The sequence below is a fragment of the Calidithermus chliarophilus DSM 9957 genome, from assembly GCF_000430045.1.
Classification (GTDB): Bacteria; Deinococcota; Deinococci; order Deinococcales; family Thermaceae; genus Calidithermus; species Calidithermus chliarophilus.
Genome location: NZ_KE387023.1, coordinates 1,312,173 through 1,338,404, shown reverse-complemented (window position 1 = coordinate 1,338,404; position 26,232 = coordinate 1,312,173). Strand labels below are relative to the sequence as shown.

The 26,232-nt window shown below is 69.4% G+C and carries 29 protein-coding genes and 1 tRNA gene; 11 read left to right on the top strand and 19 right to left on the bottom strand.

What is annotated here, in order from left to right; translation table 11 throughout:
* From MEICH_RS23930 to MEICH_RS28465, 3 genes are all read right to left on the bottom strand, one after another.
* Positions 1-721 (bottom strand): c-type cytochrome (locus MEICH_RS23930; RefSeq protein WP_084542207.1); only part of this gene is annotated, 721 nt, incomplete at its 3' end.
* A complete protein-coding gene (locus MEICH_RS0106435) occupies positions 718-981 on the bottom strand; it encodes a hypothetical protein (RefSeq protein WP_245587627.1) in 264 nt (87 codons plus the stop codon). The genes MEICH_RS23930 and MEICH_RS0106435, both read right to left, overlap by 4 nt.
* A gap of 346 nt (positions 982-1,327) precedes the next feature.
* Positions 1,328-1,753, bottom strand: coding sequence for a GyrI-like domain-containing protein (locus tag MEICH_RS28465; RefSeq protein ID WP_157202638.1), 426 nt, complete (start codon positions 1,751-1,753; stop codon positions 1,328-1,330).
* 404 nt (positions 1,754-2,157) lie between these two features.
* Between MEICH_RS28465 and MEICH_RS0106430 the strand changes: the two genes are divergently transcribed.
* The 3 genes from MEICH_RS0106430 to MEICH_RS0106420 all read left to right on the top strand — a co-directional run bounded on the left by MEICH_RS0106430 (position 2,158) and on the right by MEICH_RS0106420 (position 5,660).
* On the top strand, positions 2,158-2,919 hold the full coding sequence (locus tag MEICH_RS0106430) for an IS982 family transposase (RefSeq protein ID WP_051303855.1): 762 nt from the start codon (positions 2,158-2,160) through the stop codon (positions 2,917-2,919).
* Between the two features lie 99 nt (positions 2,920-3,018).
* Positions 3,019-4,983, top strand: coding sequence for a BTAD domain-containing putative transcriptional regulator (locus tag MEICH_RS0106425; protein WP_027891929.1), 1,965 nt, complete (start codon positions 3,019-3,021; stop codon positions 4,981-4,983).
* The gene (locus tag MEICH_RS0106420) at positions 4,980-5,660 is read left to right on the top strand and encodes a Crp/Fnr family transcriptional regulator (RefSeq protein WP_027891928.1); all 681 of its coding nucleotides are present in this window, start codon (positions 4,980-4,982) and stop codon (positions 5,658-5,660) included. Before MEICH_RS0106425 ends, MEICH_RS0106420 begins: the two co-directional genes overlap by 4 nt.
* Positions 5,661-5,672: 12 nt before the next feature.
* Here MEICH_RS0106420 and MEICH_RS0106415 read toward each other — a convergent pair whose 3' ends face one another.
* The 5 genes from MEICH_RS0106415 to MEICH_RS0106395 all read right to left on the bottom strand — a co-directional run bounded on the left by MEICH_RS0106415 (position 5,673) and on the right by MEICH_RS0106395 (position 10,901).
* Positions 5,673-5,999 carry a GYD domain-containing protein gene (locus tag MEICH_RS0106415; RefSeq protein ID WP_027891927.1) on the bottom strand — a complete coding sequence of 109 codons (327 nt, stop codon included), beginning with the start codon at positions 5,997-5,999 and terminating at the stop codon, positions 5,673-5,675.
* A 173-nt stretch (positions 6,000-6,172) separates the two neighbouring features.
* The gene (locus MEICH_RS0106410; protein ID WP_027891926.1) at positions 6,173-6,466 is read right to left on the bottom strand and encodes an antibiotic biosynthesis monooxygenase family protein; all 294 of its coding nucleotides are present in this window, start codon (positions 6,464-6,466) and stop codon (positions 6,173-6,175) included.
* A 349-nt stretch (positions 6,467-6,815) separates the two neighbouring features.
* Positions 6,816-8,198 carry a sensor histidine kinase gene (locus tag MEICH_RS0106405; protein ID WP_027891925.1) on the bottom strand — a complete coding sequence of 461 codons (1,383 nt, stop codon included), beginning with the start codon at positions 8,196-8,198 and terminating at the stop codon, positions 6,816-6,818.
* Positions 8,199-8,288: 90 nt separating this feature from the next.
* Positions 8,289-9,485 (bottom strand): acyl-CoA dehydrogenase family protein, encoded by a 1,197-nt coding sequence (locus MEICH_RS0106400; RefSeq protein ID WP_027891924.1) that lies wholly within the window; start codon positions 9,483-9,485, stop codon positions 8,289-8,291.
* 48 nt (positions 9,486-9,533) lie between these two features.
* Positions 9,534-10,901: a vanadium-dependent haloperoxidase gene (locus tag MEICH_RS0106395; protein ID WP_027891923.1), complete on the bottom strand. Its 1,368-nt coding sequence runs from the start codon at positions 10,899-10,901 to the stop codon at positions 9,534-9,536.
* 227 nt (positions 10,902-11,128) lie between these two features.
* Here MEICH_RS0106395 and MEICH_RS0106390 point away from each other — a divergent pair, with 227 nt between their 5' ends.
* The 5 genes from MEICH_RS0106390 to MEICH_RS0106370 all read left to right on the top strand — a co-directional run bounded on the left by MEICH_RS0106390 (position 11,129) and on the right by MEICH_RS0106370 (position 16,837).
* Positions 11,129-11,851: a winged helix-turn-helix transcriptional regulator gene (locus MEICH_RS0106390; protein WP_027891922.1), complete on the top strand. Its 723-nt coding sequence runs from the start codon at positions 11,129-11,131 to the stop codon at positions 11,849-11,851.
* 113 nt (positions 11,852-11,964) lie between these two features.
* Positions 11,965-12,297, top strand: a complete 333-nt coding sequence (locus tag MEICH_RS0106385) for a cupin domain-containing protein (protein ID WP_027891921.1) — start codon at positions 11,965-11,967, stop codon at positions 12,295-12,297.
* The gene (locus tag MEICH_RS0106380) at positions 12,294-13,091 is read left to right on the top strand and encodes a YwiC-like family protein (RefSeq protein ID WP_027891920.1); all 798 of its coding nucleotides are present in this window, start codon (positions 12,294-12,296) and stop codon (positions 13,089-13,091) included. Before MEICH_RS0106385 ends, MEICH_RS0106380 begins: the two co-directional genes overlap by 4 nt.
* A 349-nt stretch (positions 13,092-13,440) precedes the next feature.
* Positions 13,441-15,369: a hypothetical protein gene (locus tag MEICH_RS0106375; protein WP_157202637.1), complete on the top strand. Its 1,929-nt coding sequence runs from the start codon at positions 13,441-13,443 to the stop codon at positions 15,367-15,369.
* A 22-nt stretch (positions 15,370-15,391) separates the two neighbouring features.
* Positions 15,392-16,837 (top strand): VOC family protein, encoded by a 1,446-nt coding sequence (locus tag MEICH_RS0106370; RefSeq protein ID WP_027891918.1) that lies wholly within the window; start codon positions 15,392-15,394, stop codon positions 16,835-16,837.
* Between the two features lie 397 nt (positions 16,838-17,234).
* Here MEICH_RS0106370 and MEICH_RS0106365 read toward each other — a convergent pair whose 3' ends face one another.
* The 9 genes from MEICH_RS0106365 to nirK form a co-directional block, all read right to left on the bottom strand.
* Positions 17,235-17,684, bottom strand: a complete 450-nt coding sequence (locus MEICH_RS0106365) for a hypothetical protein (protein ID WP_027891917.1) — start codon at positions 17,682-17,684, stop codon at positions 17,235-17,237.
* 16 nt (positions 17,685-17,700) lie between these two features.
* The gene (locus MEICH_RS0106360) at positions 17,701-17,952 is read right to left on the bottom strand and encodes an indolepyruvate ferredoxin oxidoreductase subunit alpha (RefSeq protein ID WP_027891916.1); all 252 of its coding nucleotides are present in this window, start codon (positions 17,950-17,952) and stop codon (positions 17,701-17,703) included.
* A gap of 3 nt (positions 17,953-17,955) precedes the next feature.
* Positions 17,956-18,216, bottom strand: a complete 261-nt coding sequence (locus tag MEICH_RS0106355; protein ID WP_027891915.1) for an indolepyruvate ferredoxin oxidoreductase subunit alpha — start codon at positions 18,214-18,216, stop codon at positions 17,956-17,958.
* Between the two features lie 3 nt (positions 18,217-18,219).
* Positions 18,220-18,999, bottom strand: coding sequence for a DUF2249 domain-containing protein (locus MEICH_RS0106350; RefSeq protein ID WP_051304206.1), 780 nt, complete (start codon positions 18,997-18,999; stop codon positions 18,220-18,222).
* Positions 19,000-19,019: 20 nt separating this feature from the next.
* Positions 19,020-19,244 carry a DUF2249 domain-containing protein gene (locus MEICH_RS0106345; RefSeq protein ID WP_036218392.1) on the bottom strand — a complete coding sequence of 75 codons (225 nt, stop codon included), beginning with the start codon at positions 19,242-19,244 and terminating at the stop codon, positions 19,020-19,022.
* A 76-nt stretch (positions 19,245-19,320) separates the two neighbouring features.
* Positions 19,321-19,908: a TetR/AcrR family transcriptional regulator gene (locus MEICH_RS30430; RefSeq protein ID WP_027891912.1), complete on the bottom strand. Its 588-nt coding sequence runs from the start codon at positions 19,906-19,908 to the stop codon at positions 19,321-19,323.
* Positions 19,909-19,918: 10 nt separating this feature from the next.
* Positions 19,919-20,746, bottom strand: coding sequence for an alpha/beta hydrolase (locus MEICH_RS23925; protein WP_051303975.1), 828 nt, complete (start codon positions 20,744-20,746; stop codon positions 19,919-19,921).
* A 23-nt stretch (positions 20,747-20,769) separates the two neighbouring features.
* Positions 20,770-22,200 (bottom strand): dihydrolipoyl dehydrogenase, encoded by a 1,431-nt coding sequence (gene lpdA, locus MEICH_RS0106330; protein WP_027891911.1) that lies wholly within the window; start codon positions 22,198-22,200, stop codon positions 20,770-20,772.
* Between the two features lie 126 nt (positions 22,201-22,326).
* Positions 22,327-23,469, bottom strand: a complete 1,143-nt coding sequence (gene nirK, locus MEICH_RS23920; protein WP_084542205.1) for a copper-containing nitrite reductase — start codon at positions 23,467-23,469, stop codon at positions 22,327-22,329.
* A gap of 126 nt (positions 23,470-23,595) precedes the next feature.
* Between nirK and MEICH_RS0106320 the strand changes: the two genes are divergently transcribed.
* The 3 genes from MEICH_RS0106320 to MEICH_RS0106310 are packed head-to-tail and all read left to right on the top strand — an operon-like array spanning position 23,596 to position 25,520.
* Positions 23,596-24,006 carry an RrF2 family transcriptional regulator gene (locus tag MEICH_RS0106320; protein ID WP_036218390.1) on the top strand — a complete coding sequence of 137 codons (411 nt, stop codon included), beginning with the start codon at positions 23,596-23,598 and terminating at the stop codon, positions 24,004-24,006.
* A 45-nt stretch (positions 24,007-24,051) separates the two neighbouring features.
* Positions 24,052-25,221, top strand: coding sequence for a hypothetical protein (locus MEICH_RS0106315; protein WP_027891909.1), 1,170 nt, complete (start codon positions 24,052-24,054; stop codon positions 25,219-25,221).
* On the top strand, positions 25,218-25,520 hold the full coding sequence (locus MEICH_RS0106310) for a metal-sulfur cluster assembly factor (RefSeq protein ID WP_027891908.1): 303 nt from the start codon (positions 25,218-25,220) through the stop codon (positions 25,518-25,520). Before MEICH_RS0106315 ends, MEICH_RS0106310 begins: the two co-directional genes overlap by 4 nt.
* Positions 25,521-25,674: 154 nt before the next feature.
* Here the strand turns inward: MEICH_RS0106310 and MEICH_RS0106305 are convergent.
* Positions 25,675-25,750: transfer RNA gene (locus tag MEICH_RS0106305), tRNA-Ala, on the bottom strand.
* Between the two features lie 41 nt (positions 25,751-25,791).
* Complete coding sequence (locus MEICH_RS0106300) at positions 25,792-26,154, bottom strand: hypothetical protein (RefSeq protein WP_027891907.1); 363 nt, start codon at positions 26,152-26,154, stop codon at positions 25,792-25,794.
* Positions 26,155-26,232 lie beyond the last annotated feature (78 nt).

Sequence of the window (26,232 nt, the reverse complement as noted above, 5' to 3'; positions counted from 1 at the left end):
CGCCCCCCCCCCCCCCGCCGTAGACGGCGCTGGAGTGGCGGGCTTCTTTGCTGGCCTGGGCGAAGAAAGCGACCAGAGCGTTAATCTCGGCTTCAGTGAGGGGCCTGCCCTTGTAGGCCTCACGCATCACCGGGAAGGCGATGTTGGCGAGCACGCCCTTGATGCCCGCCTCGCCCAGCCGCACGTACAGGTCGGTCTTGTCGAGCCCCAAGCTGCCCCCGCCCATCGGGCCGAGGTTGCCCGCGTTGTGGCAGGCCATGCAGGGCGCCCCGCCGTTGGCGAAGGCCTTTTGCCCGGTGAAGAAGGCCCGGCCCAAGGCGGCCTGCGCCGCGTCGGGCGCCGGGGCTGTGGCGGGTTGGGGCGCGGGGGCGGGGGCCGGGGCCGCGGGCTCGGCCTGGGCAGTTCCCCCGGCCAGGCCCTTGAGGTAGGCCGCGATGGCCTTGGCGTCGGCCTCCGAGATCTGGGCCATGGCGGGCATGGCGCCGTTGTAGGTCTGCCCGGCGACCTCGAGCGGCCCGCTAAGCCCCTGCCGGATCACCTTGACCACGTAGGCCTCGTCGGCCATGCGGGGGTTGTTGGCCAAAGGCGGGAAGGCTCCGGGGATGCCCTGGGCCTCGGCCCCGTGGCACCCCGCGCAGTTGGTCTGGTAGAGGCTTTTGCCGTCCTGGGCCAGTGCCAGGCCCAGCAGCGCCGCCGCCACCGTGAACAAAATTCGCTTCATGCCGACCTCCGATGGGTGTCCTGGTGGTTTTCCAGCCAGGACAAAAGTTCCTCGAGCTCCCCGAAGGGGTGCTCCACCCCGGTGCGGGTGTCCTTGACGCGCCCGGCCCAGCTTCCTTCGCCATCGGGCCACAGCAGCACCAGGAAGACCGACGCCTGGGCCGGTGGAAGGTTCCGCGGGGTTTTGGTCGGGTCCATGCGCACCTCCAGGCCCTCGATCACCTCACACGACGCAGGAAAGAACAGGCGTCTGGGGTCCATGGCCCTAGCCTCCTCCCCCGCCCTTACGGCGGGCTTACAGATGAGGGACATTCGACCCACTCGAGCGCGGCACGAAAACGCCCTCGAGGCGGGCTCGAGGGCGAACGAGTGAAACGAGATGTGCGGGTCCTACGCTCGGGTGAGCGTCATTTTGCTTGGGGCTCGAGGCCTAACGGGGCAGTTCAGCCGCCGCGAGCACCCAGCGCGAAGCGGCCGGCTGCGACTGCTTGTTCGGCGGCTGGCCGAGACACCTTCCAGCTTGCCGCGAAGACGGACAGGCTTTCGTTTTTGGCAACGTGGCATCGCGTATCTACGTCGCCAAGCAAGAGACGGAGGTCACTGACCGTCAAGACTCGGGTTTCACTACCGGGATGAGCAAGTGTAATTCAGATTGACTCCGATAATATTCGATCGTTGGCCCCGTCGGGTCTTTTGGGAAGTCGCGCATGAGTTCCCCAAATATCTCGCCAATCTTATCCGCATGCCTCGGCCAATCGAACAACTTGGTTCTGGCGTATGTACCGCCCTTGATCATCAGGGTTGGGAAATCGAGTGCTGCAACTTCCTCGGCACTAACAGGCTCCAAGCCTGCGTAGTAGACCAATTGGGAGCCTTCGGTAAACGTCAGGCCATAAAATTTTCGGCCTTTAAGCGAGGCGAGTTTGGACTCAAGTCTCTCCCAAGCAGGTCTTATTCCGTTCGGAAATTCATCCGCCCGGCTAACCATCAGGTGCAAGTCGGGTAGCTCCACGAGTGTTGCTTTAGATGGCATGAAAAGTCTCCTTTTTGCTCCTGCCAGTGGCCTGTTTCAACCGGCTTGGCGTTCGCATTTAAGCCGCCGAACTAGTGCTTATGCCGCACCTGCGGTCTAAATGCCCCTCTGGAGCGTGTTGTACCGCCCAGTATCGTGGGGCGCTAATGCCATCTCTCATCACCCCCTCAAGCGAACCGACAGCCTGTCACCTCGACCGGCATTTAGAATTTTCTGCCCCTTAGCAAGATCGTAGACCTGCCTGTTTAGCTCCGCAAGGGACGCTCGAGACCTCCACGCAGGCCGTTGAATGGCTACCAAGAAATAACGTGGTTTGCTACTTGAAATGGGGGAAGAAAAGGGAGATGGTCTTCATTGCTATGAGAAACCATCCCCGCTATCAGCATAGCCTAGAGGAACTGTTTTTGAGGGTCTTCATCCTGGTGGATGACTGGCTCAAAGCCAACCAGGAGCGCTTCAGGCTACCGGTGCAAGCCAACCAGGTGGCCAGCTACAGCGAGTTATTCACCATAGCCCTGGTCGGTGAACTGTTGGCCCAGCCCTACGAGTCGGTGTGGTACTGGCTGGTGCGTCAGAATCATCGGGGCTTGTTCCCGCGACTACCCGAGTACAGCCGTTACCATCGGATCGTGCGCAATGCGGAGCCCCTATGGGCCGAGCTCGCTCAATCGCTAGCCGCCAAGGAGGATGAGGATCGGGGGATTGAGCTCATCGATACCAAGCCCCTCCCCATCGCCAAGGGTAAGCGTTGGGAATGGGCCAAGATGCCCGAGGCCAGCAAGGGCTTCAGCACCATGGGGATGGTCTGGGGCTTCAAGCTGCACGCGGTGGTGAGCCTGGGGGGGCTGTTCCGACGTTGGGCCTTTGTGCCTGCGCACGCGCACGAGAGCCGTGTGGCCTGGGGGCTGGTTCAGGGGCCCACGCTAGGGGACAGGGCTTACGTGGGCACGGGGGTGTACTGTCCCAGCCGCAAGAACATGAAGCGCCAGACCTTCTGGCCCAGGGCTTTATCCAGGCTGCGTAAACGCATCGAGACCAGTTTCAGTTCCCTGGTCCGCTCGCTTCACCTGCACGTGGGGCAGGTCAAGACCTTCTGGTCTTTACGAGCCAGGGTCAACCTCAAAATCGCTGCCCACAACCTCATGCACTCAGGTGTGTTGGTCTGACTTCAGGTAGCAAACGAGGTAATAGTTGGGACATGGCCTCTAGCTCCAGCAGGCGTGAGGACAAATGACCTGCCGGAGTTCCCTAGTCTCTAAATACAGATGAACCGGGTGCGCTGGCAGCTCGACAAGGAGGGCCGGGTTACGGCCTGGAGCCCCGATGCTGCCGCGTTTTTCCACCTCCCCGCCGAGGAGGCGCTGGGCCGGCCCTGCGGCGAGGTGGTGGCGGGCACCGACCGCTTCGGCCGCCCGCTGTGCGTGCGCTGCCCGGTGCAGCGCGAGATCAAGCGCGGCGCGTACCAGGCCAGCACCCCCGTCTGCCGTGGGGGTAAGCGCCTGACCTGCCAGGGGTACGTCAACTCCGGGATTCAGGTCGAGCTGAAGCCGGAGAACCACGCCGACCCCTCCGAGGTGCTGGCCTCGCTGTCGTGGGCGGTGCGCAAGCTCGCGGCCGAGCCGGGCAGCTTCTTCCAGACGCTGCAGGTCTTCCTGGGCAGCCTGCGGCGGGCGCTGGGGATGGAGGCGGCCGAGCTCTTCCTGGCCGACCCCCAGGAGCACTACCTGGTGCTCACCGCCTACGACGGCGTGCACCGCGAGGCCTTCCTCGAGAAGGCCTGGTTCGCCTGGGGCGAGGGCTTCCCGGGGCTGGTGAGCCTGCTGCACCACCCCCTGCTCACCCACGACCTCCCCTCCGACGCCCGCTACCTGCGGCAGAAGGTCAAGAAGCTGGGCTACAAGACCTACGTCTGTTATCCCCTCGAGCTCCCCCAGGGCCTCATCGGGGTGCTCAACCTCGCCAGCCGCGACCCCGACACCGACGACGAGGCGCTGCTCGAGCAGCTCACCCTGGTCGGGCCCATGCTCGCGGCCTCACTCTACACTGTGCTCACCCGGCTGGGCGAGGCGGGACTGCGCTCGGTGGCGAGCGCCCTGCACGCGCAGTCCAGGGGGCAGGGGATCGAGGCCTTCCTCGAGCAGAGCGCCCGGCTCAGCGGGGCCTCGTGCGTGCGGCTGCTGCTGGCCGACGGCGAGACCTACAGCCACGGCAAGGGCAGCCCCCCGGCCTGCGCCCACGCCGAGCACTGCGAGGTGTGGCAGGGCCAGATCCTGGGCGTGCGCGGCGGGGTGGCCGCCTGCCCCCACGTGGGGGCGGGCCAGCCCCGGCAGTGCCTGCCGCTGTGGTCGGGGCCCAGGGTGGTCGGGCTGCAGCAGCTCTTCTTCACCCGCCTCCCCCCGATCGCCAGCCAGGCGGTGGCCCCGGTGCTGTGGCTCGAGCGGCTGGGCGCCGAGGTGCTGTGGCCCGAGCACCAGGCCACCGGCCCCGCGCAAGGGCACTGGCTCGAGCTGCGCACCTTCGGCGGGCTGCAGGTGCGGCGCGAGGGGCAGGTGCTGCCGCCCAAGGCCTTCGGCCGCCGCCAGGCCCTCACCCTGCTCAAGCTGCTGCTGGCCCACCGGGGCCAGACCCTCGCCCGCGACGAGCTGTGCGAGCGGCTGTGGCCCGGCGAGGAGCCCGAGGCCACCCAGGCCCGGCTGCACGTGCTCGTCCACGACCTGCGGCAGGCCTTGGAGCCCGACCCCGCCCAGCCCCGGCTCATCCTGCGCGAGGGCGAGGGCTACCGCTTTGCCCCGCAGGTGCCCTACTTCCTCGACGTCGAGCGCTTCGAGCAGCTCATCCACCAGGGGGACGGCCTGGGGGGCACCGCCGCGCTCGAGGCCTACCGCCAGGCCCTGCTGCTGTACAAGGGCGACTTCCTCTGCGACGAGCCTTACGCCGACTGGGCCGAGCTCGAGCGGGCCTACTTGCGCGAGCGGGCGGTGGGGGCCCTGCTGCGCAGCGCCGAGATCGCGCGGGCGCTGGGCCAATCCCGCGAGGCGCTGGAGGCCTACCGCTTCGTGCTCAAGCTCGATCCCTGGCGCGAGGAGGCCTACCGCGCCCTGATGCAGCAGCTCGTGGAGTCGGGGCAGAAGCTGGAGGCCAAGAGCCTGTTCAGCCAGTACCAGACCCGCATGGAGCGCGAGGGCTTGCCCATCGACCCCGACCTTGCCAGACTGGTACAACCGGCATGACCCAAAGCCCCCCGATCCAGGAGATCCTCGCCCAAAGCCCCCTCTTCCGCGACCTCGGCACGCCCGAGCTCGAGGCCCTGGCCGCCGTGGCGACCCTGCGCCCCTTGCACAAGGGGGAGACGCTGTTCCTCGAGGGCGACCCCGCCCGCTCACTGTTCATCGTCGCCGAGGGACTGATCAAGGTCTACAAGATGGACCCCCAGGGGCGGCGCCAGATGGTGCTGCACCTCGACGGCCCCTACCACGCGGTGGCCGCGGTGGCGATCTTCCTGGAGAAGCCCCGCTACCCGGCCTCGGCCGAAGCCCTGGAGGACAGCCTGCTGCTGGCCCTGCCCACCGAGGCCTTCCACCGGCTGCTCGAGACCCACCCCGCCCTCTCCCGCGCCCTCATCCGCTTCCTGGCCCGCCGCCAGGGGCAGCTCGTGCACCTGCTCGACCGGCTGGTCTTCCACGAGGTCTCGGCGCGGCTGGCCGAGTACCTGCTGGGGCGGCTGGAGGCCGAGGGGCAGGGCTTCCGCCTGCCCACCAACCCCGAGCTCGCGGCGCTGCTGGGCACGGTGCCCGAGGCGGTGAGCCGCAAGCTGGGCGAGCTGTTCCGCCAGGGCCTGATCCGGCTCGCCGAGCGCCGGGTGTGGATCGACGACCCCGCCGCCCTGCGCGAGGTCGCCGAAGCCTGAGCGGGCCGGTTTTTATCCTTTGGGTGCGGCGTAGGTCAGCTTGCCCGCGTTCCCCAGGATCTCCATCCCCTCCGCGACGGTAAAAAGGTGGGTGGTCCTCACCGCCCGCAGGTGCCCCGCCAGCGCGGCGGTGATCACGGCGACGGTGGCCGTGCGGGCGTCGGGGAGCTCGTAGAGGATGAAGCCGTCGTACTCGCCCCACATGTAGTACAGCCCCAGCAGCCGGCCGCCCAGGCTCTCCACCAGCCCCCGGATGGGGATGCTGCGGTCTTCGGGGTTGCGGGCGAGCTTGCGCCAGGTGTCGGCGGTGTAGGCGAACTGCGTCATGTACGTGGGCATGATCGTCTCCTTTCTCGAGACGGCTCGAGGGCGTTCAGCGCGGTTGGCTGTGGTTTTGCCGCTCCTCGCCCCCGAACAGGAACTCGCGAACAGGCCGCTGGCCCGGCGGCAAAACCGGCTGTAGGACGCCAATTCCACCCGTTTGCATCGGCCAGCCATTCCGCGAACCGCTCTCAGACCTTGACGAGCACCTCGTACTGCTCGCGGGTGGGCGGGCCCGCGAGCACCTGGGCGAACAGCGCGATGGAGCGCTGGTAGACCCCGCTGGTGTCGATGGCCTGGGCGTCGTCCTCACCCTCCCACAGCGTCATCACCACGCCCTTGCCGGTGGCGCGGTCGCCGACCATGTATGCGCCGACGAAGCCTTTCTGCTGCCTGAGGATGGGGACTACCGACTCGTTCCAGATCCGGGTGGCCTCGTCGGTCTTGCCCGGCTGGGTCTGGGAAGTAATGATCCGTGCGTACACGATCCCTCCCTTGAACGAACAGCTTCGGGCACGGTCGCCGTGCCCAGCCACGCGCCCAGGGCCCGGCCCCTGTGCAGCGGCCGACCCGGGCTCCTCCCCGCCCAACACCCGGGGCGGCGACCGGGGGGTCGCCTCGAGGGCTCGTCTTTCACGGGGTCAATCGCACCGCCTGGCCCAGCCCAATGGAATCTCCCTCATTTCCCCAGCAATACGCCCGCTGACTGCGGTCACGCCGAATGGCTACCCACGAATGCACGGCACCGGCCTTTGACTGGTTCCTTGAGTATAGTACCGACGCCCCGGCCGAGGCGCGAATTTTCCCAGGAAGGGAGGGCCCGGCCCCGCGACCTCACCCGTGCGTCGGCAGGCGCACCTGGAACACGGTCCGGCCCGGCTCGGAGGCGACGGAGATGTGCCCCTTGTGCTTGTGCACGATGTTATAGCTGAGGCTGAGCCCCAGGCCCACGCCCTTCCCGAGGGGCTTGGTGGTGAAGAAGGGGTCGAAGATCCTGGGCAGGTGCTCCGGGGGGATGCCCGGGCCGCTGTCCTCGACCTCGACGACCACCTCGCCCTCCTGCCGGGTGCGGAGGGTGAGCTGCCCCCGGCCGTCCAGGGCGTCGAGGGCGTTGTCGACGAGGTTGGTCCAGACCTGGTTGAGTTCGCCGCCGTAGGCCGGGACCGGCGGAAGCCCGGGGGCGTACTCCCGCCGCACGACGACGCCGGGCTGTAGCTTGTGGCGGAGGAGGGTCAGGGTGTTCTCCAGGCCCGCGTGCACGTCCACGTTCTGCAGGGGGGCCTGGTCGAGGTAGACGTACGACCTCAGCGCCCCGACGATCTCGCTGATCCGGCCGGCCCCCAGCGCGATCTCGCGGAGCAGGCCGTGGACGGCGTGGCGGGTCGCCAACCACTCCACGAGCAGCGGGAATTGCTGGGGCGAGAAGGCCCGGGCGAGCTCGTCGAGGTGGGCGGCCTCGAGGCCCAGCTCCGCCAGGCCGGGCGCCAGCTTCCAGGCGGCCCCCTGGCCCCGCCCTTCCAGCCACGCCTCCAGCTCCTCCTCGCGGTCGCTGCGGGAGAGGGGGTCGAGGGCCAGGGGGCTGGCGACCCGCTCCCGGACCTGGCGCTCCAGGGCCTCCACCCGGGCCTGCTGCTGCTGTGAAAGGCCGAGGCGCTCCAGCGCCGCATGGGCCCGGATGGCCGCGTCCAGGAGTTCCTGGAGCTGGCCCGCGCCCCGCAGGACGGCGGCGGCCGGGTTGTTCAGCTCGTGGGCGATGCCGGCGGTGAAGGTGCCGAGCTGGACCATCTTCTCGCTCAGCCGCACCTGGGTCTCGAGCGCCCGCCAGCGGCCCATCAGCGTGCGGAGCATGATCTTGGCCGCGCCGGGGTTGAGGTTGAAGAGCTCGTTCACCTCCCGGTGGCTCAGGCCCAGCAGCACCGAGTCGCGGCTGGCGCGCACGGTGGCCAGGCGGGTCGTCTCCTCCAGCAGGGCCATCTCCCCGATGACCGTTCCGGGGACGTGCTGCACGTCGATGAGCACCTCGCGGCCGTCGAGGTGCTTGACGATCTCGAGCTCGCCCTCGTAGAGGACATAGGCCCTGTCGGCCAGGCTGCCCTCGACGAACAGGACCTGCCCGGCGGGGAGGCGCACCTCCTCGGCCATCCGGCACAGGCGGGCCAGGTCCTCCTCGAGCAGCTCCGCGAAGAGCGGCACCTTGCGTAAGAACGCCTCGAACATGGGGCCCTGCTTTCAAGACCCATGGTAAAGCAAACCGGCCAACCGCCCTAGGGAGCCGGGCGGCTGGCCGCGAGGCGCCGGCGACAAGGCTCAGGGCGTGTCCGCCGGCTGGCCCAGCGCCAGGCGGCCCAGGTAGAGCAGCGTGACCTCGGGGGTCATGGGGTGGTACTCCCCGGCCCGCACGTCGCGGTAGGCCTGCTCGAGGGGCGAGCGCTTGAAGTACGAAGCCCCGCCCACCGCCTGCAGGGCCAGGTCCACCACCTCCACCGCCTCCGTCACTACCGTGCGCTTGGCGGCTTGCACCAAGCTCACGGCGCGGTCGTCGGGCTGATAGTCCGGGCCCAGCTCGTCCAGGGCCCCCAGCAGCGACCACCAGGCGGCCTTGAGCTTGTGCTCCATCAGCCCCACCAGCCGCTGCACCAGGGCCTCTTGGGCCAGGGGCCGCCCGTCGCCCAGCCTGCGTCCCAGCACCTCCCGCACCGCCTCGTCGCGGGCGGCGGCCGCCACTCCCCAGTAGACCGCCGAGGCCGGGGGCGAGAAGTGGACGAGGGCGCTGCGCAGGACGGGGTCCAGCCTGCCCCAAGGCCGCCGCCCCAACACCCTGTCCTCGCTGACGAACACCCCCTCCAATTCCACGTCGTGGCTGGCGGTGCCGCGCATGCCCAGGGTGTCCCAGGTCTCCACGACGCGCAGGCCGGTGCTGTCGGTGGGGACGCTAAGGGCCAGCACCACGGTCCCCTCCTGGGGGTCCTCGTAGCGGGCAGAGGTGACCAAGACCCCGGCCAGCGGGGCCTGGCTGCAAAAGGTCTTGCGCCCGCTCACCTGCCAGCCGCCCTCCACCTTCCGGGCGGTCCCGGTAGGGTAGGTCCAGTCCGAGCCGCCGCTGGTCATCAGCACCGTGCCCTCGGCGGCCACCCGGCGCAGCAGGCCCTCGGCAGCCGTAACCCCCTTGCGCCAGCGGTACGTCGTAGCCAGCACGAGGTAGAGGTGCATGTTCACCGCCAGCGCCGTGGAGGCGCAGTGCTTGGCCAGTTCGGCCTGCGCGTAGCAGACCTGCCGCATGCTGGCCCCCAACCCGCCCAGTTCCTTAGGCACCGCCAGCCGCAGGTAGCCGGCCTCCCTCAGGCGCTGGAAGTTCTCGGCCACGAAGGTGTTGTCGCGGTCGTGCTGGGCCGCGCGGGGGGCGAACTCGGTGCCCAGCTCATGGGCCAGCCCTACGAAGCGGTCGTCCCCTTCTTTAACGGGGGTGGGGCGGTAGAAGCCGGGCTTGAGCGCGGTTTCGGTCATGGGCTACCTCCTCGGGGTTGCCTCGAGGGTACACCTCGGGCCAAAGTCCTACCTTGAGCCGTCCCGCTCGGCCCACTCGACCACCGCGCCCGCCACCTTGCGGCCCAGCGCCCGTCCGGCCTCGATGTCGCTGCGGAAGTGGATGCCCGCCCACAGCCGCGACCAGCTCTCGTCGTCGGCGATCTTGCCGAACTGGGCGGCGTCGGGGGGGAACAGATATCCCAGCACCGTCTCCATGGCCCCGCCGATCGAGGCGTGCGCCGCCGGGTAACTGGGGTGGTTGGGGGTGGGGAAGACAGTGGTCAGGGTGGGGTCCAGTTGGAAGGGCCGGATCTGCCAGTAGGCGTACTTGGCATCCCAACAGGCCGCGAAAATGTCATAGTAGGCGACACTTGCCAGGGCATAGGCTCGCGCGGCCCGGGGTGGGTTGGCGTCGAGGCGGTACTCGAAGAGCTTCTGCCCCAGCAGATTGGTGTAGAACTCGAAGGAAGCCCTTCCGCCGTAGTACTCCCAGTAGCTGGCCGTGAGGTTGGTCAGGTTAGTGCGCCTGAACTCCTTGAGTTCGGCCAAATCCTTAGCCATCTGTTCCGAATCGTAGGCCGGGGGCGGGCCGGGGCGGAACTGGCTGGGGGAAGCGAGCACCCAGGTCTTCCAGGTTCCGCCCAGGGGCTCGACCGGGTTTTGCCCGTTCCACTTGCCCTTTTCCGTGGGTACACTGCCCGTCCACCTGGCATCGGAACCGTCGATTCTGGCGCGTTCGATAACTTTTGCGGCAACCTTACGGCCCAATTCCAGACCTGCGGTTACATCACTGGGGTAGTCCGTACCCGCCAGCAGACGTGAACGACCCGCCTGCTCAGCCTTGGCCTGGAACACGGCGGCGTCGCCCGGGAAGAGATAGGCCAGCACCACCGAAGCCGCACCTGCCGCGACAGCGTGTTCGGAGGGGTAAGCGGGGCTGGAGGGGGTTGGGATGGCGGTTCGCAACATGGGCTGTAGCATCATGGGACGGGCTCGCCGGTAGGCGTACTTGGAGTCCCAGGCCGCCACCGTCGCGTCGTAGATGGCCACGTTGAGCAGGGCCAGCATGCGGGCTGCCCGGTTGGCGACCACCCCGCTCTTGAGAGCTTGCTGGACGGCCAACTCGTTCCAGCGGTAGCCGGGCGAACCGCTGTCCCAGTAGCGGATGAGGTCTTGTGCAGCCGCATCCCGTTCCTTGGCCAGGGCTTCGAGTTGGGCAATCTCGGCCCTGGTGGCCGCGCTATCGGGCGGCGGGGGCAGGCGGAATTCCTTACCCGAGCCGATGACCCAGGTCTTCCAGCTTCCCGCCGTGGGCTCTACTGGCCCAACACCCTGGGCTTGGGCCAGTGTGAACGCGGCTATAAATACCAATCCCGCAATAACCAGCTTGTTCATGGCGCTCTCCTTACCGAGCCTCCCCTGGAAACCCTGAACGCTAGAGTAGAACGGTGATGTTCCCTCGGCGTTCCTCACTCGAGGAGCGTGGCTCTACCCCTGAATCTAGCGTCACAGACAGCAGTATCAAGTTCGGAATTTGAACTTCGAGAAGCCCACGAAAGACCCTGAGAGTCAAGTTCAAAAACTGTACTTGAGGGCTTCGTGTGCAGGTCTACACTGGGGCCATGGGCAATTTCAGCTACAACATTTTCTGCCCCGTGGCCAAGGCGAGCGAGCTCTTCGCCGAGCGCTGGACGCCCTTGATATTGCACGAGCTGATGATGGGCAGCCGCCGCTTCAACGAGATCGAGGCCGGATTGCCGGGCGTCTCCAAGGCCTTGCTCTCCCAAAGGCTGCGCTTTCTCGAGCAGCAGGGGATCATCGAGCGCCGCAGCGGGCCGAGGCGGCACGTGGAGTACCACCTGAGCCAGAGCGGGCGGGAACTCGAGGCGGTGATCGAGTGCCTGGGCAACTGGGGCCAGCGCTGGTTCAACGGCGACCTCCGGCCCAGCGACCTGGACCCCGCCTACCTGATGCGGAGTATCCGGCGCCGTTTCCCCCTCGAGCGCATGCCCGAGCACCGGGTGGTGGTACGCTTCGACTTCGTAGGGGACCGCAAAGAGAGCTGGTGGCTGCTTCTGAAGCGCAGCCGGGGCCACCCCGAGTTGGAGATCTGCAACCACGATCCGGGCTACGAGGTGGACCTGCGGGTCACCGCCGACACCCTCACCCTGCACCGGGTCTGGGTGGGGCGGCGGAACATCTTCGAGGCCCTCGACTCCGGCCTGATCCGGCTCGAGGGGCCGCCCGACCTCGAGCGGGCCTTCCCCACCTGGCTGGGCCGTAGCCCCTTCGCCGTCATCCCGCCCGCCCCCGGGGCTAGCAGCGGGGTGCGGGTCGGCCGCTGACCCCGCCGCTCGGCTCCCGAGCCTCGGCCCGCCGGCGGGCGGGGTTTGTCGGATCACCCGAGCCTTGACCCAGGTCATGGCCCGCACCCCGGCGGCGGGAGTGCAATGAGGCCATGACCGCGACCTACCGCTACCTCCCCGACCTCCACCAGGAAGCCGCCGTCCAGCCGGACGGCATCTTGAGCCGCGTGCTGCACAACGAGGGCGGCGTCCGCACGGTGATCTTCGCCTTCGACACCGGCCAGGAGCTCACCGAGCACACCGCCAGCAGGCCCGCCATCGTCCAGGTGCTCTCCGGCACGGGCACCCTCAGGCTGGGGCCGGACGAGCTCGAGGCCCGCCCCGGCACCTGGGCCTACATGGCCGCCGGGCTGGTCCACGCCATCCGGGCCGAAAGTCCCCTCACCCTGCTGCTAACCTTGTTGCCCAAGGAGACCCCGGCATGACCGTCCAGCCCCAACCCCGCGTGAAAGTCCCGCTCAAGACCATAGCCCTTCCCAACGAGCACGGCGGCTGGGGCTTCACGCTCGAGCCCGTCCTGCTGGGGCTGCTCGTCGCCCCCACGCTCGCCGGGCTGGGGCTGGGCGTCTTCGCGCTGGCGGCCTTCTTCACCCGCCACCCGCTCAAGCTCTGGCTCGCCGACGTGCGCAAGGGCAAGCGCTTCCCCCGCACGCCCGTGGCCGGCCGCTTCGCCCTGGCCTACGGCACCGTCGGGGTGCTGGGCCTGCTCCTGGCCTTCGTGAGGGCCGAGGGGCCCTTCTACTGGCCCCTGCTCGCCGCGCTCCCGCTCATCGCCGTGCAGCTCTGGTTCGACGCGCACAACAAGGGCCGCAACCTGCTGCCCGAGGTGGCCGGGGCCGCCGCGATGGGCTCGGTGGCCGCGGGCATCGGGCTGGTGGGGGGCCTGGAGCCTTCGCTGGCGCTGGGCCTGTGGTTGGTGCTGGCCGCGCGCTCCTACGCCGCCATCCACTACGCCCGCACCCAGGTGATGCGGGCTCGAGGGCTCGCCGTCCCCTTCCGCCCCGCCTACCTGGCCCAGCTCATCGCCATCGGCGGGCTGCTGCTGGGGGCGGCCACGGGCTGGGTCCCCTGGCTGAGCGTGCTGGCGGTGGGGCTGCTGCTGCCCTTCTCGGCTTATACCTTCGCCCGGCCCCCGGTGCCCGCCAAAGTGGTGGGCTGGAGCCAGATGGCCTTCGGGCTGCTGGTGGTGGTGCTCACGGCGCTGGGCGTGCGGGTGTAGTTGATGAACGCTGATAGCCGATAGCTGATAGCCGGGCGCGGGTCGTACGGCGTACGTCCTACGCCGTACGTAAAAAGCCAAACGCAAAACGCAAGACGCAAAACGCTAAACCCCCCTCCCTCCGGCCGGAGGGAGGGGACGGGGGTGGGTGGGAAGTCTGACGGCTGAGGGCTGAAAGCTGACGGCTTACCGCCGGCGGCAAGGGGTGTCTTTTTCACCACGAGCCACTCTAAATAAGCCGTTTCGCGAAGGCTAAGAAAGGCTCAAGAACAGGCTAAGGAACGCTCAAGAACCGCGCTCGAGAATTTCCCTACTTGTCCCGGCGCTCCTCTTCTAGGCTGCCGTGGTGATGACTTTGTACCGACTTGGTGTGTTGACCCTGCTGAGCTCCCTGCTCCTCCTGACCGCCTGCACCACCGCCCCGCCCCAGGCCCCGGCCGGGCCGCACTGGCAGGGCCCAAACCTGCTGCGAAACCCCTCCTTCGAGGCGCTGGGCCCTGGCGGCTACCCGGCTGAGTGGGAGGAGCGCGAGGGCGCTAAGGCCGACCGGGGCGCCGCCCACGCGGGCGAGGTCGCGCTCAAGGTCAGTGGGCCCACGGCCGAGGTCTACACCACGCAGAACCTCGAGCTCCAGCCCCACACCCCCTACCTGCTGCACGGCTGGGTCCGGGCCCGCAACCTCACGGCGGGCGAGGTGCGGCTGCGCTGGGCCCCGGCCTCGGGCGGCTCCTCCGACACCCAGCCCCTGCGCTCCAGCGGCGACTGGCGCGAGGTCTGGACGGTGTTCACCACCGAGGCCGACGGGCGCGGGCGGGTGGACGTGCTGTGGGACGGGCTCAACCCGGGCGCCGAGGTCTGGATCGACGACCTCTACCTGGGCGTAGCCCCTTCGGCCTCGCTCGAGATCTACCCCCAGGCCCGCAGCGTGCGCCAGCAGGGCGGCGAGGTCGAGGTCGCCGTGCGGCTGCTCGACGCCTCGGGCCAGACCGCCACCGAGGCGCAGGACGCGGTGCGCTTCAGCCTCGAGGGCCCCGGCCGCCTGCTCGGGCCCAACCCAGCCCCCGCCCAGGACGGCTGGGCCCACATCACCTACCGGAGCGACGGGGGGAGCGGGCCGGTGACGGTCCGGGCCGAGGTGCAGGGCCTGCCCCCCGTCGCCACCACCCTCCAGCGCACCGCCCGGGGCACCGAGTTCGGCTTCCCGCTGGGCCTCTTCGAGGACGCCAACATGACCCACGGCTACGACGAGATGAAGCGCTGGGCGGCCGAGCTCAAGGCCCGGGGCTTCGACTCGGTGATGCTCATCAACGCCAACGTGGCCGAGCGCGCCGACGACGACGGGCTGCGCGCCACCGACGAGGCGGGCCTCAAGGTCTACTTCAACCCCGGCGACGACCTCAACCGCGACTGGTGGCCCGACGACGTCTCCCCCGACCCCGCCCTCGCCCGCCGCATCGCCCAGGAGATGGTGCAGCGGCTCTCGAGCCACCCCAGCCTGGGCGGCTACTACGTGGCCGACGAGCCCTTCCTCAAGGACCTGCCCAAGGTCGCGCCGCTGCAAAAAGCCTTCCAGGACGCCGACTTCGACCGCCCGGCGATGTCGGTGCTCATCGGGCGCGGGCGGGCCGAGCTGGCCTACCAGCAGACCCGCCCCGACGTGATGCTGCTCGACGTCTACCCGGTGGGCTACGCCAACGCGGTGGGCGACTTCACCCTCACCGGCTTCGGCTACAGCGACCTCGACTTCGTGAGCTACCTGCGCGTGCTCACCAAGGACAAGCCCCGCAGCGTGCCGCTGTGGCTGATCCTGCAGACCCACTCCTTCGAGGACCAGCTCCGCGAGCCCACGCCCGCGGAGGTGCGGGCGCAGAACTGGCTGGCGGTGGGCGAGGGGGCCAAGGGCATCTTCTGGTTCATCTACAGCTCGCAGCAGGGCTGGAACGGCCTGAAGGACAACCCCGCCCTCTACGACGAGGTGAGCCGCCAGACCCGGCGGGTAGCCGCGCTGCGCGGGGTGCTGAAGGACCTCTTCAAGGCCCCCGACCGCTTCGAGGTGAGCGGGGCCGACGTGCCCTACGCCAGCAGCCTGCAACACCGCGACGGGCGGCACTACGTGGTGGTGGTCAACCGCGACTGCCAGAGCGCCCGCCGCCTGGCGGTGCGCTCCGACGAGATCCAGGGCCGGCTCAAGGACCTCGAGACCGGCCAGGTTTACGCACAAGGAACGGCGCTCGAGTACGCCCCTGGCGACGGGCGGGTGTTCGAGCTGGTGCAGTGAGGACAAGGGAGGAACAAAGCGTATGAAGCGAAGCTGGCTCATCTGGAGCAGCGTGGCCTTGCTGGGCCTGCTGGCGGCCTGCCAGCAGGCCGGGCAGCCGCAGCCGGTCGTACCCGTACCCCGCCAGCCGGGGCAGGGCGTGCCCCGCGTGGACCCCGACTATGGCCTGAGCGTGGCCGACTGGTGGGCCCGCCACCCCCTCAACCCCGACGCCAAGGGCGGCATCCCCATCGGCGGCGTCGCGCCCTTCGGCAACGTGGTCACCCTGCGCCCCGGGGACGACGTCCAGGCCGTGATCGATAAATACCAGGACCAGGGCGTGACCATCCGCCTCGAGCCCGGCACCTACTACTGGCCCCTCGTCCACGACCACCCCACCGACCCCACCGCCCGCTTCAGCGTGGTCACGCGCGGCTACAGCAACATCCAGCTCGTCGCCGACGAGCCCGGCACCGTGGTGGTGAAGGGCCGCATCCTCATCAGCGGCATCCAGTTCGCCATGCCGAAGGGCTCCAAAGAGCCCGAGGTGCGCACCTACGACGAGTCCTCGCTGTGCAAGGCCAGCTACTACCACCCCTACTACGAGGACTGCCTCCAGGTGCTGCGCGACCTCCCCGGCAACGTCTACATCAAAAACATCACCTTCGACGGGAACGGCGAGTTCATCGCCCCGCTGGTCAACGTGCGCTCCGCGCGCGACGTGGTGCTCGACAACGTGACCTTCCGCAACAACACCATCGACCCCGACTCCCACCACGCCGGGCAGCTCGAGGCCGCCAGCGCCGTCAACAACGTCTGGGTGCGCGGCGGGCGCTTCCTCGAGGCCGCCCCCGGCGCCCCCTACTCCATCGCCACCTACATGGACGGCCTGCACGGCGGCGGGGTCATCTACTCCGACATGGCCGGCACCAAGAGCACCTCCAACCTCTTCCTCACCAACGACGACTTCACCGAAGACACCGACCTCCCCCGCGACGGCGTCCAGCCCGACGAGTACCGCAACGGCCGCTACCTGGTGCTCGCCCACAACACCTACCCCAACATCAACACCGCCATCGCCATGACCGCCGCCGACAGCCTGGTCGAGGCCAACGAGGTCCCCGGCCTGGTCAACCACTTCGTCGCCGTCAACCCCATGTGCTCCCGGCGCTTCCCCGAGGAGGTCGGCCACTACCCCCAGATCAGGCACCTCATCCGCGGCAACGCCATCGCCGAACTCGACGACGTCGTGACCCTCGAGGCCGTCACCGACACCTTCAAAGTCTGCCTCCCCACCGCCGGCCTCGGCCAGGTGCGCATCGAGAACAACCGCCTGGGCCACCTGCGCGAGACGCCGGTACGCATCCTGCTCCCCAGCCAGGAAGAGCTCGAGCGCGCCGGGCTTTCGTACACCCAGAGCCAGGTCGAGGGGGTGATCGCGAAGCCGAACGAGTTGCGGAACAACTGTGTGGGGGGGAGTTGTCAATAGTCGATAGTCGATGGTCGATGGTCGATGGTCGATAGCTGATAGCCGAACGCCGATAGCCGAACGCCAAACGCCTTGTTGGGATAAATCATCCACTGGGGTTGTGCCCAGCCCGACAGCCGACTACAGCCCCACTCCCCAGGGGACATCCGCTCGTCCTGCGGGCCCGTCCCCGGCCGGGGTGTGCGGCTCACGCGGGAGGGGGTGAGGGAGGTGGCGCAGACGAGCATGCCGCTGGCCCCGGCGGCATGTCTGCGAGTCCCTCGGAGGGTGCGAGGGGGAGGCCATGTGGAATGGCCTCCCCCTCGCACCCTCCGACGGCGGAGCGGGGGTCACTAAACCACAGCACCGCAAACCAACCCCTCCCCGCTGGCAGGGAGGGGAAAAACAAACTCGAGGCTCAGGAAGACGCCTGCTGGCGGCGTTTGCGCTCCTCGGCCATCTGGAACAGGCGCTCTTTGGTGAAGACCCGCTGGCTCATGGCGTAGGCGAACACCGCCACCGCCCCGGCCTGCAGCAGCCCGCTCGCGGCCAGCGCCAAACGCAGGTCGGCGTTGCCGGTGTAGAGCATCAGCGGCTCGAGCACCAGCCGCAGCAGCAGCCCGGCGTTGAGCAGCACGTAGGTCAGGCCCTCGAGGCCCTCCTGGCGGATCTGGCCGGGACGCGGCATCATCCAGTAGGCCACGCCCATCACCATCGAGAGGAAGAAGCCCACCAGCCCGGCGTGGACGTGGGTGGTCTTGAAGTAGCCCACCAGCGCGGGCCAGAGGTAGAAGGCCGAGCCGGTGAGGGCGGTGTAGAGCAGGTAGAACAGGCTCGAGCGCACGAACAGGAATTGCCAGAACGACACGGGGGCTCCTCAGGGTTCAGGCACGGTTGCGGCGGAAGTGCTCGCGGTTGAGCCGGGCGTACTCGGCCCAGGCTTCGGGGAGGTCTTCCTCGAGGAAGATGGCCCCGCTGGGGCAGGCCTCCTGGCACAGGCCGCACTCGATGCAGCGGTCGGGGTCGATGTACATCTGCGGGTCGTGGTAGCCGCCGCCGATGGCTTCCGCCGGGCAGACCGCGTAGCAGGCCGCGCAGCGCTGGCTGCGGCAGGGCTCGGCGATCACGTAGGCCACGGCTCAGCCCTCCCGGCGGTGGAGGTTGGGCCCGCTCGAGAGGGAGCGGTTTTTCTCGATGTAGCTCTCCCACTGCTCGGGCAGGTCCTCCTCGGGGTAGATGGCCGAGACCGGGCACACCGGCACGCAGGCCCCGCAGTCGATGCACTCGTCGGGGTGGATGTAAAGCTGCTCACCCCCGTCGTAGATGCACTCCACCGGGCAGACCTCCTGGCAACTGCGGTCCTTCACGCCGATGCACGGCTCGGCGATCACGTGGGGCATGGCTCAGCTCCCTTTCTCGATCAGCAGCTCGACCTGGCCCGGGCCGAGCTCGCGCAGGGCATAGGGGTGGCCGTCCTGCTCCAGCCGCGCCAGCAGGTGCACCGGGCGGCGCACGTGGTGCACCAGCAGCCGCTGGCCGGGCTCGAGGCGGGCCAGGGCCTCCAGCACCCGCATCATGGGCAGGGGGGGCTCGAGGTTGGCCTCGACGCTGACCTCGGCGGCGTAGACCGCCCAGTCCGCGTCGCCGAGCGAACGGGGGCCACGGGGCGCGGCGCCCGGCCCCATGCGGCGCAGGAAGTGGACCCGGTAGTGCTCGGGGCCGGCCTGCTCGCACCAGGCGCTGAAGCCGTTGCGCTCCATCACCCGGTACAGCGGCAGCGGCTCGAAAGGGGCCTCCAGGCACAGGCGCTGGCCCGGGGCCACCTCGCGGGCGGCGGCCATGATGGCCCCGAAGGGCTCGCCCCCGGCGGCCAGGATGGGCCGCACGTCCAGGCGGAAGCCCAGCGGCGCCCCCAGCCACTCGGGGGGCGGGGTGCCCAGCCTCGACTCCGCGTTCACCGAAGGCGCCTCCGCCGCCAGCGTCTCCACGCCCAGCGCCCGGTTGAGCCGCTCGACGAGCGCGGCGGGCTCGAGCCCCCCGATCCGCGCGGCCTGGGCCAGGGTCACCAGCCGGGGCATGGTGCGGCGCAGCAGGGGGTTTTTGAGCTTGGCGAAGGCCGGGCTGGCCTCGATGAGCACCTCCAGCAGCTCGGGGTGCTCGTCGAGCAGTTGGCTTACCCGCATCTCGGGGCGGATCACGGCCTTCAGCCTCGCTTGCCGATCCTCACCCGCCAGACCTCGGGGCCCTGCTCGAGGTACTCCCAGGCGAAGCGCCCGTTGCGCTCGGCGCTGAACTGGTAGTACAGCGGCTTGGGGTCGTGGTCGTTGACGAGCTCGAAGGCCTGGCCGGGCTCGAGGCCGTCGAAGAGGTTGAAGATGGTGGGGTGGCGCTCACGGGGGGCGATGGTGCGAACGTCCAGGGTTTTCATGCTTGCCTCCTTCACGCCCCCCACTCTGGCCCAAGCCCCGCCCCCGCGCGATGACTTGGGTCAAACCCCCGGGCCGCTACCGGGCGGCGAAGGTCTTGAGCAGGTGCTCGCGGCCCGCCCGGATGATCCGGTCGCTCAGCTCGGGGTCGGCCACCGCGCGGGCCATGAGCACCGCGCCGACCATCCCCGCGGCCAGGGCGATGGCCTGCTGCCGGCGCTCCTCGGGCGGCAGCTCGGCCGGCAGCGCCCGCTCGAGCGCCCCCAAAAAGCCCTCGACCGACTCGGTGAAGGCCTGGCGCACCTGGGGCGAGGGGTGGTGGGCCACCTCGCCCCCCAGGGCCGGGATCACGCAGCCGGCCTCGGGGTGGTCGCGGTGGGCCCGGCTCACGTAGCGCCGGATCACCGCGTGCAGCGTGCCCTCGGGGGCCTCCTCGGCCGAGCGGAAGAAGGCCTCGAGGGTCTCCTCCAGCCCCCGGCGGCAGGCCTCGGCCACCAGCGCGTCCTTGCTCTCGAAGTAGGCGTAGAAGCCGCCGTGGGTCAGGCCCATCCGCTTCATCACCTCGGGCACCGTCACCGCCTCGAGGCCGTGCTGGCGGAAGGCGCCGGTGGCGCACTCCAGGATCTTCTCCCGCACCCTGGTCTTGTGTTCCTTCGAATAGGGCATCCCACCTCCTTCAGGGCCCGCCCAGGAAGCGGGCCACCTGCGCGATCACGCTCTCCTCCTTCAGGATAGCCCGGTGGCCCAGCCCGGTGGTGGACTGGAGCCGCGCGGCAGGGATGCCGCCTTGCAAGGCCTCGGCGTGGGCGTAGGGGATGACGTCGTCCTCGCGGTCGTGCACCAGCAGCACCTCCACCTCCGGTGGGAAGCGCAAGCGGTCAATGCCGAAGAACTCCACCGGCTGCCCGAAACGCTGCTCGAAAGCCGCGAACAGCTCGGCGGTGGCCTCGCGCGAGAGGCCCAGGGCCCTGGCGAAGCCCCGCAGCGGGTCGGCGATGCGGGCCGGAGCCCCCAGCGCAACCACCTTGCGCAGGGGGGCAGCAGGGGTGTGGGCCAGGTGCCACAGCGCGGCCCCGCCGCCCAGCGAGTGCCCGATCAGGCCCACGACGGGGGCGAAGCGGCTCGAGAGCGCCTCGATGGCGCCGGCGAAGTCGGCCATGCTGGCCTGCCGGCCCCCCGAGCGCCCGTGGGCCGGGGCGTCGAAGGCCAGCACCCGGTAGCCCTGCCGCAGCAGGGGCTCCACGAAGCCCCCCATGCGCCCGGCATGGCTCTCCCAGCCGTGCACCAACAGCACCCCTGGCGCCTGGGCAGGCCCCCAGGCGTACGCCTGCACTTCGACCGCCTCCCCTTCGGGCCGCAGGAAGACGCGTTGCCGGTAGGGCACGCGCAGGAGGGTGGCCTGCTCGAAGACTTCGGGGTAGGTGGCTTCGCCCCGGCGGGCCGGGGTGAGGAAGAGGTCCACGGCTTGGGGGATGGTCAGGTCTGCGATCACGGCGTCGGACATACGAACCTCCTGGTTCAGGTCGTTCAGGCCACCGGGCGGGCCGGGCGGCGGTTGAGGATGTGGATGGCCTCGCCCCGGGCGTGCTTGGCCGCCTCCATCACCGCCTCGGCGAGGGTGGGGTGGGCGTGGACGATGAGGCTGAGGTCCTCGGCGGAGGCGTGCATCTCCATCGCGGCGGTGACCTCCCCCAGCAGTTCGCTGGCCTCCGGGCCCACCAGGCTCACGCCGAGCACCCGGTCGGTGCGGGCGTCGGCGATCACCTTGACGAAGCCGTCGGTCTCGGCCAGGGCCTGCGCGCGGCCCGAGGCGCTGAAGGGGAACTTGCCCACGCGCACCTCGAGCCCCTGCTCCCTGGCCTCGCGCTCGCTGAGGCCCACGGTGGCGATCTCGGGGTCGCTGAAGACCGCGGCGGGCATGTAGTGCCAGTCCTTGGCGGCATGGTGCCCGGCGATCACCTCGGCCACCACCTCGCCCTCCTTGGAGGCCTTGTGGGCCAGGTAGGGCGCCCCGGCCACGTCGCCGATGGCGTAGACCCCCCGCACGGTGGTCTCGCCGCGCTCGTCGGTGAGGACGTGGCCCCGCGCGTCGAGGGCGACGCCCAGTTCCTCGAGCCCGATCCCCTGCGAGTTGGGGGCGAAGCCCACCGCCACGAGCACCTTGTCGGCTTCCAGGGTGCGGCGCTGGCCCTGCTGCTCGAGCGTGACCACCGCCTTCCCCGAACGCTTCTCCAGCGCGACGACCCTGGACTGGGTGAGCAGCTCGGCCCCGGCGGCCTCGAGCCGCCGCGCCACCACCCGCACCACGTCGGGGTCGAGGCTGGGCAGGAGTTGCTCGGCCATCTCCACGACGACCAGCCGGCTGCCGAGCTTCTGGTAGACCGAGCCCAGCTCGAGGCCGATCACCCCGCCCCCCACCACCAGCAGCGTTTCGGGCACGCTCTGGAGGCTGATCGCCTCGCGGGCGGTGATCACCACCTCGCCGTCGGGCTCGAGGCCCGGCACCCGCACCATGCGGGCCCCCGTCGCCACCACGACCCCCTTGCGGGCCGTGAAGCCGCGCCGGGCCCCCTCGGGCGTGAGCACCTCGACGGTGCTGGCGCCGGTCAGCCGGGCGGTGCCGTAGGCGATCTCCCCGCCGTTGCTCTTGACCAGGCTGGCGACGTTGCCGGTCATGCGCTGCACGATCCCGTCCTTCCAGGCCTGCATCTGCGGCACGTCTACGCGCACCTCGCCCGCCTGAACCCCCATCGCCTGGGCGTGGCGGGCCTTGTGGGCCAGCCCGGCCGCCGAGATCAGGGCCTTGGAGGGCACGCAGCCCCAGTTGAGGCAGACCCCGCCCATGGCCTCCTTCTCCACCACCAGGGTTTTCAGGCCCAGTTGCCCCAGCCGGATCGCCGCGACGTACCCGCCCGGCCCCCCGCCGATCACGATCGCGTCATAAAGCTCGAGCGCCATGCCGCCTCCTTATTTATGATGACCATAATATTATGGTCATCATAAATAGCCCCCTTGTCAAGGGGGCATGGAGCAAAAGCGGCGGGTGCGGCGAATCGCCGCACCCGCCCGCAGCTATCGGCGCCTCTAGTGGCCGCCGGAGTTGGTCACGGGGGTCTGGGTGTGGAAGACGCTGGGGTCTTCCTTGCCCTCGACCATCAGGTGCCCCACCAGGCCGCGGGCCGCGCGGGAGAGGGCGTGGTCGACGAGCATGTACTTGCCGGGGTAGTCGAGCTTCATCTCGACGATGGAGGCGCTGCCGGGGCCGGTGATGGCGCTCTGGGTGTCGGTGAGGGGGCTGCTGAGGGAGGCCTGGTCGTAGACGGTGTCGAAGACCTCGCCGATGACGTGGAAGGTGGAGATCACGTTGGGGCCGCCGACGCCGAAGAAGAGCCGGACCTTCTCGCCCACCTTGGCCTTCAGGGGGTAGTCCTCGGTGAGGGCGGTGGTGGAGCCGTTGAAGACGTGGTACTCGGGGCGCTCGTCGAGGAGCTTCTGCATGTCGAGGCTCTGGCGGCCGGGGGTGTTGTAGGGGGCGGCGGTGTACATCTCGCCCTGCATCACGTAGAACTCGCGGTCCACCTTGGGCAGCCCGCCCTCGGGCTCGACGAGCATCAGGCCGTACTGCCCGTTGGTGATGTGGTGGGCGGCCAGGGGGGTGGCGCAGTGGTAGACGAAGAGGCCGGGGTTGAGGGCCTTGAAGCTGAAGACCTTGGTCTCGCCGGGGGCCGCCTGCGTCACCGCGCCGCCGCCGCCGGGGCCGGTGGCCGAGTGGAAGTCGACGGAGTGGTACATGCTGTTCTTGGCGTTGTTGGTGAAGGTCACCTCGACCGTGTCGCCCACCCGGACGCGGACGAAGGGGCCGGGCACCTTGCCGCCGAAGGTGTAGTAGGTGTAGCTCACGCCGGGGGCCAGCTCGGCCTCGACCTCGAGCGCCTCGATGTTGACCTTGACCAGTTGCGGCGCGCGCTTGCCGATGGGGGCGGGGATGTCGGTGGGGTCGTAGGCGATCTTGGGCAGGTTGGCAGGGACGGGCTCGAGGGCGACGGGGGCCGCGGCCGCCGGGGCGGTGGTTTGGGCCTGGGCGGGCGCCGGGGCCTGCGCCGCGTTGCCGCCCTTGCCGGCCATGATCTGGACCGTGAGCAGGACCGCCGCCGAGGCCAGCGCCCCGAGGATGAGCATGAGGATGAGGGGGGCGGCGTTGCGTTGGGTTTTTTTCGTCTCGATCATCTTATTTCCTTTCGGCCCTAAACTCGGACCTTTTTGTCTGAGATAAGATTAGCCCACGAGCGTCGGGACAGATGGCTTGGGAATAATGTCCCAAAAGGGCTCGAGCAAATTAGGTAAGGAGGGCCCATGAGAGCCTTACGCACCCTGTTAAAACGCGAAGAAAGCTACGGCGTGCACGCCCTGATGAGCGCCGCCGAGAGCCCCGGAATCCCCGCCGCCGAGATCGCCCAGCGGCTGCAAGCCCCGCCCGCCTTCTTGGCGAAGGTGCTCGCCAAGCTCGCCAAGGCCGGGCTGATCGAGAACCGCCCCGGGCGCGGGGGGGGCGTGTGGCTCAAGGCCGACCCCAAGAGCATCTCGCTGCTCAGCGTCATCGAGGCGCTGTCCGGGCCGGTGGTGATGGACACCTGCCAGACCAAGCCCCGCTGCGCCACCGAGCAGCGGCGGGGCTTCTGCTACCTCAAGCCGGTGTGGAACGAGAGCAGCCGCAAGGTGCGCGAGGTGCTCGGCAGCTACACCCTCGACCAGATGATGGCTTGACGTGGGTCATGGCCCCTCGGCCCCCGCAGAACTAAGGTGGAAGCGATGACCGGCCGGGCCCCCAGCCTCACCCCCACCCCCGCGGTGCCGCTCAGCCTGCCGCTGGGCTTCTTCGCGGCGGGGACGGCCTTCCTGCTGTGGGGCCTGCTGCTGCTGGCGATCCACCCCGAAGCCCTGCAGGCCGTCCGCCACCCGGTGCTGCTGGCCTCGAGCCACCTGCTGTTCCTGGGCTTCGGCGTGGGGGTGCTGGTGGGCGCGCTGCACCCGCTGGTGCCGGTGGTGCTCGAGTCCCCCCTCCCCCGCCCCGCCCTGGGCTACCCCACCCTCGCGCTGTGGGGGGCGGGGCTGCCCCTGCAAACCCTGGGCTTCCTCCAGGCCGACCCCCGCTGGGTCGCGCTGGGCGGCGGCCTGGTCCTGCTGGGGTTGCTGCTCTTCGCCGGGCACCTGGCGCTGGCCTTCCGGCGGGCCTCGAGGTGGAGCCCCGTCGCCACCGCGCTGGCCTGGGTGAGTTTCTACCTGGCCCTCACCCCCCTGCTGGGGATGCTGCAAGCCCTCACCCTGCGCTACGGCTTCTACGACCCCGAGCGCATGGCCTGGCACGTGCTGGCCGGGCTGGTGGGTGTGTTCCTGCTCTCCATCCTGGGCGTCGGGCACAAGCTCGTCTCGATGTTCACCCTCAGCCACGGCACCGACGAGGGCGTGCTGGGGCTGTTGCTGTGGGTGCTCAACCTGGGCCTGCTGGGGCTGGCCCTGGGGCAGCCGATGGGCCTGGGCCTGCTGGCGCTGGGCCTCGTGCTGGCCTTCTACGACACCTGGCGCATCCTGCGCCAGCGGGTCAAGCGGGCGCTGGACGTGGGAGTGCGGCACTACCTGGCCGGGCTGGCCTTCCTGCCGCTTTCCCTGGGGGCCCTGCTCGCCGGGGAGCCCCTGCGGGCCGGGCTGTGGTTCGGCCTGGGCTTCTTGGGGCTGGTGGTGAGCGGCATGCTCTACAAGATCGTGCCCTTCCTGGTCTGGACCCAGCGCTACGCGCCCCGGGTGGGCCTCGAGCCCGTCCCCGCCCTCAAAGACATGCTGCCCGAGCGCGCCGCCGACGCCGCCGGGCTGCTGCTCGGGCTGGGCGCGCTGCTGACGCCCTTCTGGCCGCCCGCCCTGTGGGTGTGCGCGGCCGGGGGCCTGCTATGCGCGTACGCCCTTGAGGAGGTGCTCCGCTCATGAACCCCTTGGAAGAACAAGCCCGCCGCCTGCTCACCCAGGTCTACGACCCCGAGCTCGGCCTCGACGTGGTCAACCTCGGCCTGATCTACGAGATCCAGGTCAAACCCCCTGCCGCCCACGTGCGCATGACCCTCACCACCCCCGGCTGCCCCCTGCACGAGTCCATGCAGGAGGCCGTGCGCCGGGCGCTCACGGGGCTCCCCGGCGTCGAGAACGTGACCGTCGAGCTGGTCTGGACCCCGCCCTGGACCCCGGCGCGCCTCTCGCCGGAGGCGCGTAAGGCGCTGGGCTGGGGGTGAGTGAAGTCGATAGCCGATAGCCGATAGTCGATAGCTGCGTTGGGCACGGCTGGCTAAGGGGTTTTGTCTTGTAGGGCCGGGTAGGCCCCCGCGGGCTTCTGCCACTGAAGGGGAAAACGGAGGGCGGGATCCCTCGAGGGATCCCGCCCTGGTCTGGTGGAGCTGAGGGGATTCGAACCCCTGACCTTCGCAGTGCGATTGCGACGCGCTCCCAGCTGCGCTACAGCCCCTCGCCCGCGCTCACTATCTTAGCGGGGGCGGCGGGGGCTGTCTAGCCTTCCTTGACCCGGACCTCCACGCGGCCCTTCTTGTCCTTGACCTCGAGCCGCGCCTTGCCCTTGCCCCGGCGGTACTCGGCCTTGTAGCTGCCCTTCTTGTACTCGTACTTCACCCGCTGCCAGCCGCGCGAGCGCAGGTCGCGGTCGTGGTAGCCGAAAACGGGCTCGAGGCGGCTGGTCTGGTAGACCACCACCACGCCCTGGGGCTCGGGGAAGCGCTGCACGACGACGAGGTTGGGCACCAAGGTGATGCGCAGCTCGGCGCTGAGGGTGATCGAGGGGCCGTAAACGGTGATCTGCTGGGCCAGCGACAGCGAGCCCAGCGCCAGGAGGAGGCAGACGAACCAGCGCTTCATGAGGCCAGCCTAGCCCGGCGGGGGTAAACCGCGGGTGTGAAGGGGGTAAACGGGAGGTTGACGCGGCACAAACGGGAA

Coding starts and splice junctions, on each gene's coding strand:
- MEICH_RS0106385 (WP_027891921.1), top strand. CDS start 11,965: ATGACCGCGACCTACCGCTACCTCCCCGACCTCCACCAGGAAGCCGCC.
- MEICH_RS0106300 (WP_027891907.1), bottom strand. CDS start 26,154: ATGAAGCGCTGGTTCGTCTGCCTCCTCCTGGCGCTGGGCTCGCTGTCG.
- lpdA (WP_027891911.1), bottom strand. CDS start 22,200: ATGGCGCTCGAGCTTTATGACGCGATCGTGATCGGCGGGGGGCCGGGC.
- MEICH_RS28465 (WP_157202638.1), bottom strand. CDS start 1,753: ATGCCATCTAAAGCAACACTCGTGGAGCTACCCGACTTGCACCTGATG.
- MEICH_RS0106355 (WP_027891915.1), bottom strand. CDS start 18,216: ATGCCCCACGTGATCGCCGAGCCGTGCATCGGCGTGAAGGACCGCAGT.
- MEICH_RS0106425 (WP_027891929.1), top strand. CDS start 3,019: ATGAACCGGGTGCGCTGGCAGCTCGACAAGGAGGGCCGGGTTACGGCC.
- MEICH_RS0106395 (WP_027891923.1), bottom strand. CDS start 10,901: ATGAACAAGCTGGTTATTGCGGGATTGGTATTTATAGCCGCGTTCACA.
- MEICH_RS0106320 (WP_036218390.1), top strand. CDS start 23,596: ATGAGAGCCTTACGCACCCTGTTAAAACGCGAAGAAAGCTACGGCGTG.
- MEICH_RS30430 (WP_027891912.1), bottom strand. CDS start 19,908: ATGCCCTATTCGAAGGAACACAAGACCAGGGTGCGGGAGAAGATCCTG.
- nirK (WP_084542205.1), bottom strand. CDS start 23,469: ATGATCGAGACGAAAAAAACCCAACGCAACGCCGCCCCCCTCATCCTC.
- MEICH_RS0106315 (WP_027891909.1), top strand. CDS start 24,052: ATGACCGGCCGGGCCCCCAGCCTCACCCCCACCCCCGCGGTGCCGCTC.
- MEICH_RS0106345 (WP_036218392.1), bottom strand. CDS start 19,244: ATGAAAACCCTGGACGTTCGCACCATCGCCCCCCGTGAGCGCCACCCC.
- MEICH_RS23925 (WP_051303975.1), bottom strand. CDS start 20,746: ATGTCCGACGCCGTGATCGCAGACCTGACCATCCCCCAAGCCGTGGAC.
- MEICH_RS0106435 (WP_245587627.1), bottom strand. CDS start 981: ATGGACCCCAGACGCCTGTTCTTTCCTGCGTCGTGTGAGGTGATCGAG.
- MEICH_RS0106350 (WP_051304206.1), bottom strand. CDS start 18,999: ATGCGGGTAAGCCAACTGCTCGACGAGCACCCCGAGCTGCTGGAGGTG.
- MEICH_RS0106370 (WP_027891918.1), top strand. CDS start 15,392: ATGAAGCGAAGCTGGCTCATCTGGAGCAGCGTGGCCTTGCTGGGCCTG.
- MEICH_RS0106415 (WP_027891927.1), bottom strand. CDS start 5,999: ATGCCCACGTACATGACGCAGTTCGCCTACACCGCCGACACCTGGCGC.
- MEICH_RS0106420 (WP_027891928.1), top strand. CDS start 4,980: ATGACCCAAAGCCCCCCGATCCAGGAGATCCTCGCCCAAAGCCCCCTC.
- MEICH_RS0106390 (WP_027891922.1), top strand. CDS start 11,129: ATGGGCAATTTCAGCTACAACATTTTCTGCCCCGTGGCCAAGGCGAGC.
- MEICH_RS0106400 (WP_027891924.1), bottom strand. CDS start 9,485: ATGACCGAAACCGCGCTCAAGCCCGGCTTCTACCGCCCCACCCCCGTT.
- MEICH_RS0106405 (WP_027891925.1), bottom strand. CDS start 8,198: ATGTTCGAGGCGTTCTTACGCAAGGTGCCGCTCTTCGCGGAGCTGCTC.
- MEICH_RS0106380 (WP_027891920.1), top strand. CDS start 12,294: ATGACCGTCCAGCCCCAACCCCGCGTGAAAGTCCCGCTCAAGACCATA.
- MEICH_RS0106310 (WP_027891908.1), top strand. CDS start 25,218: ATGAACCCCTTGGAAGAACAAGCCCGCCGCCTGCTCACCCAGGTCTAC.
- MEICH_RS0106375 (WP_157202637.1), top strand. CDS start 13,441: ATGACTTTGTACCGACTTGGTGTGTTGACCCTGCTGAGCTCCCTGCTC.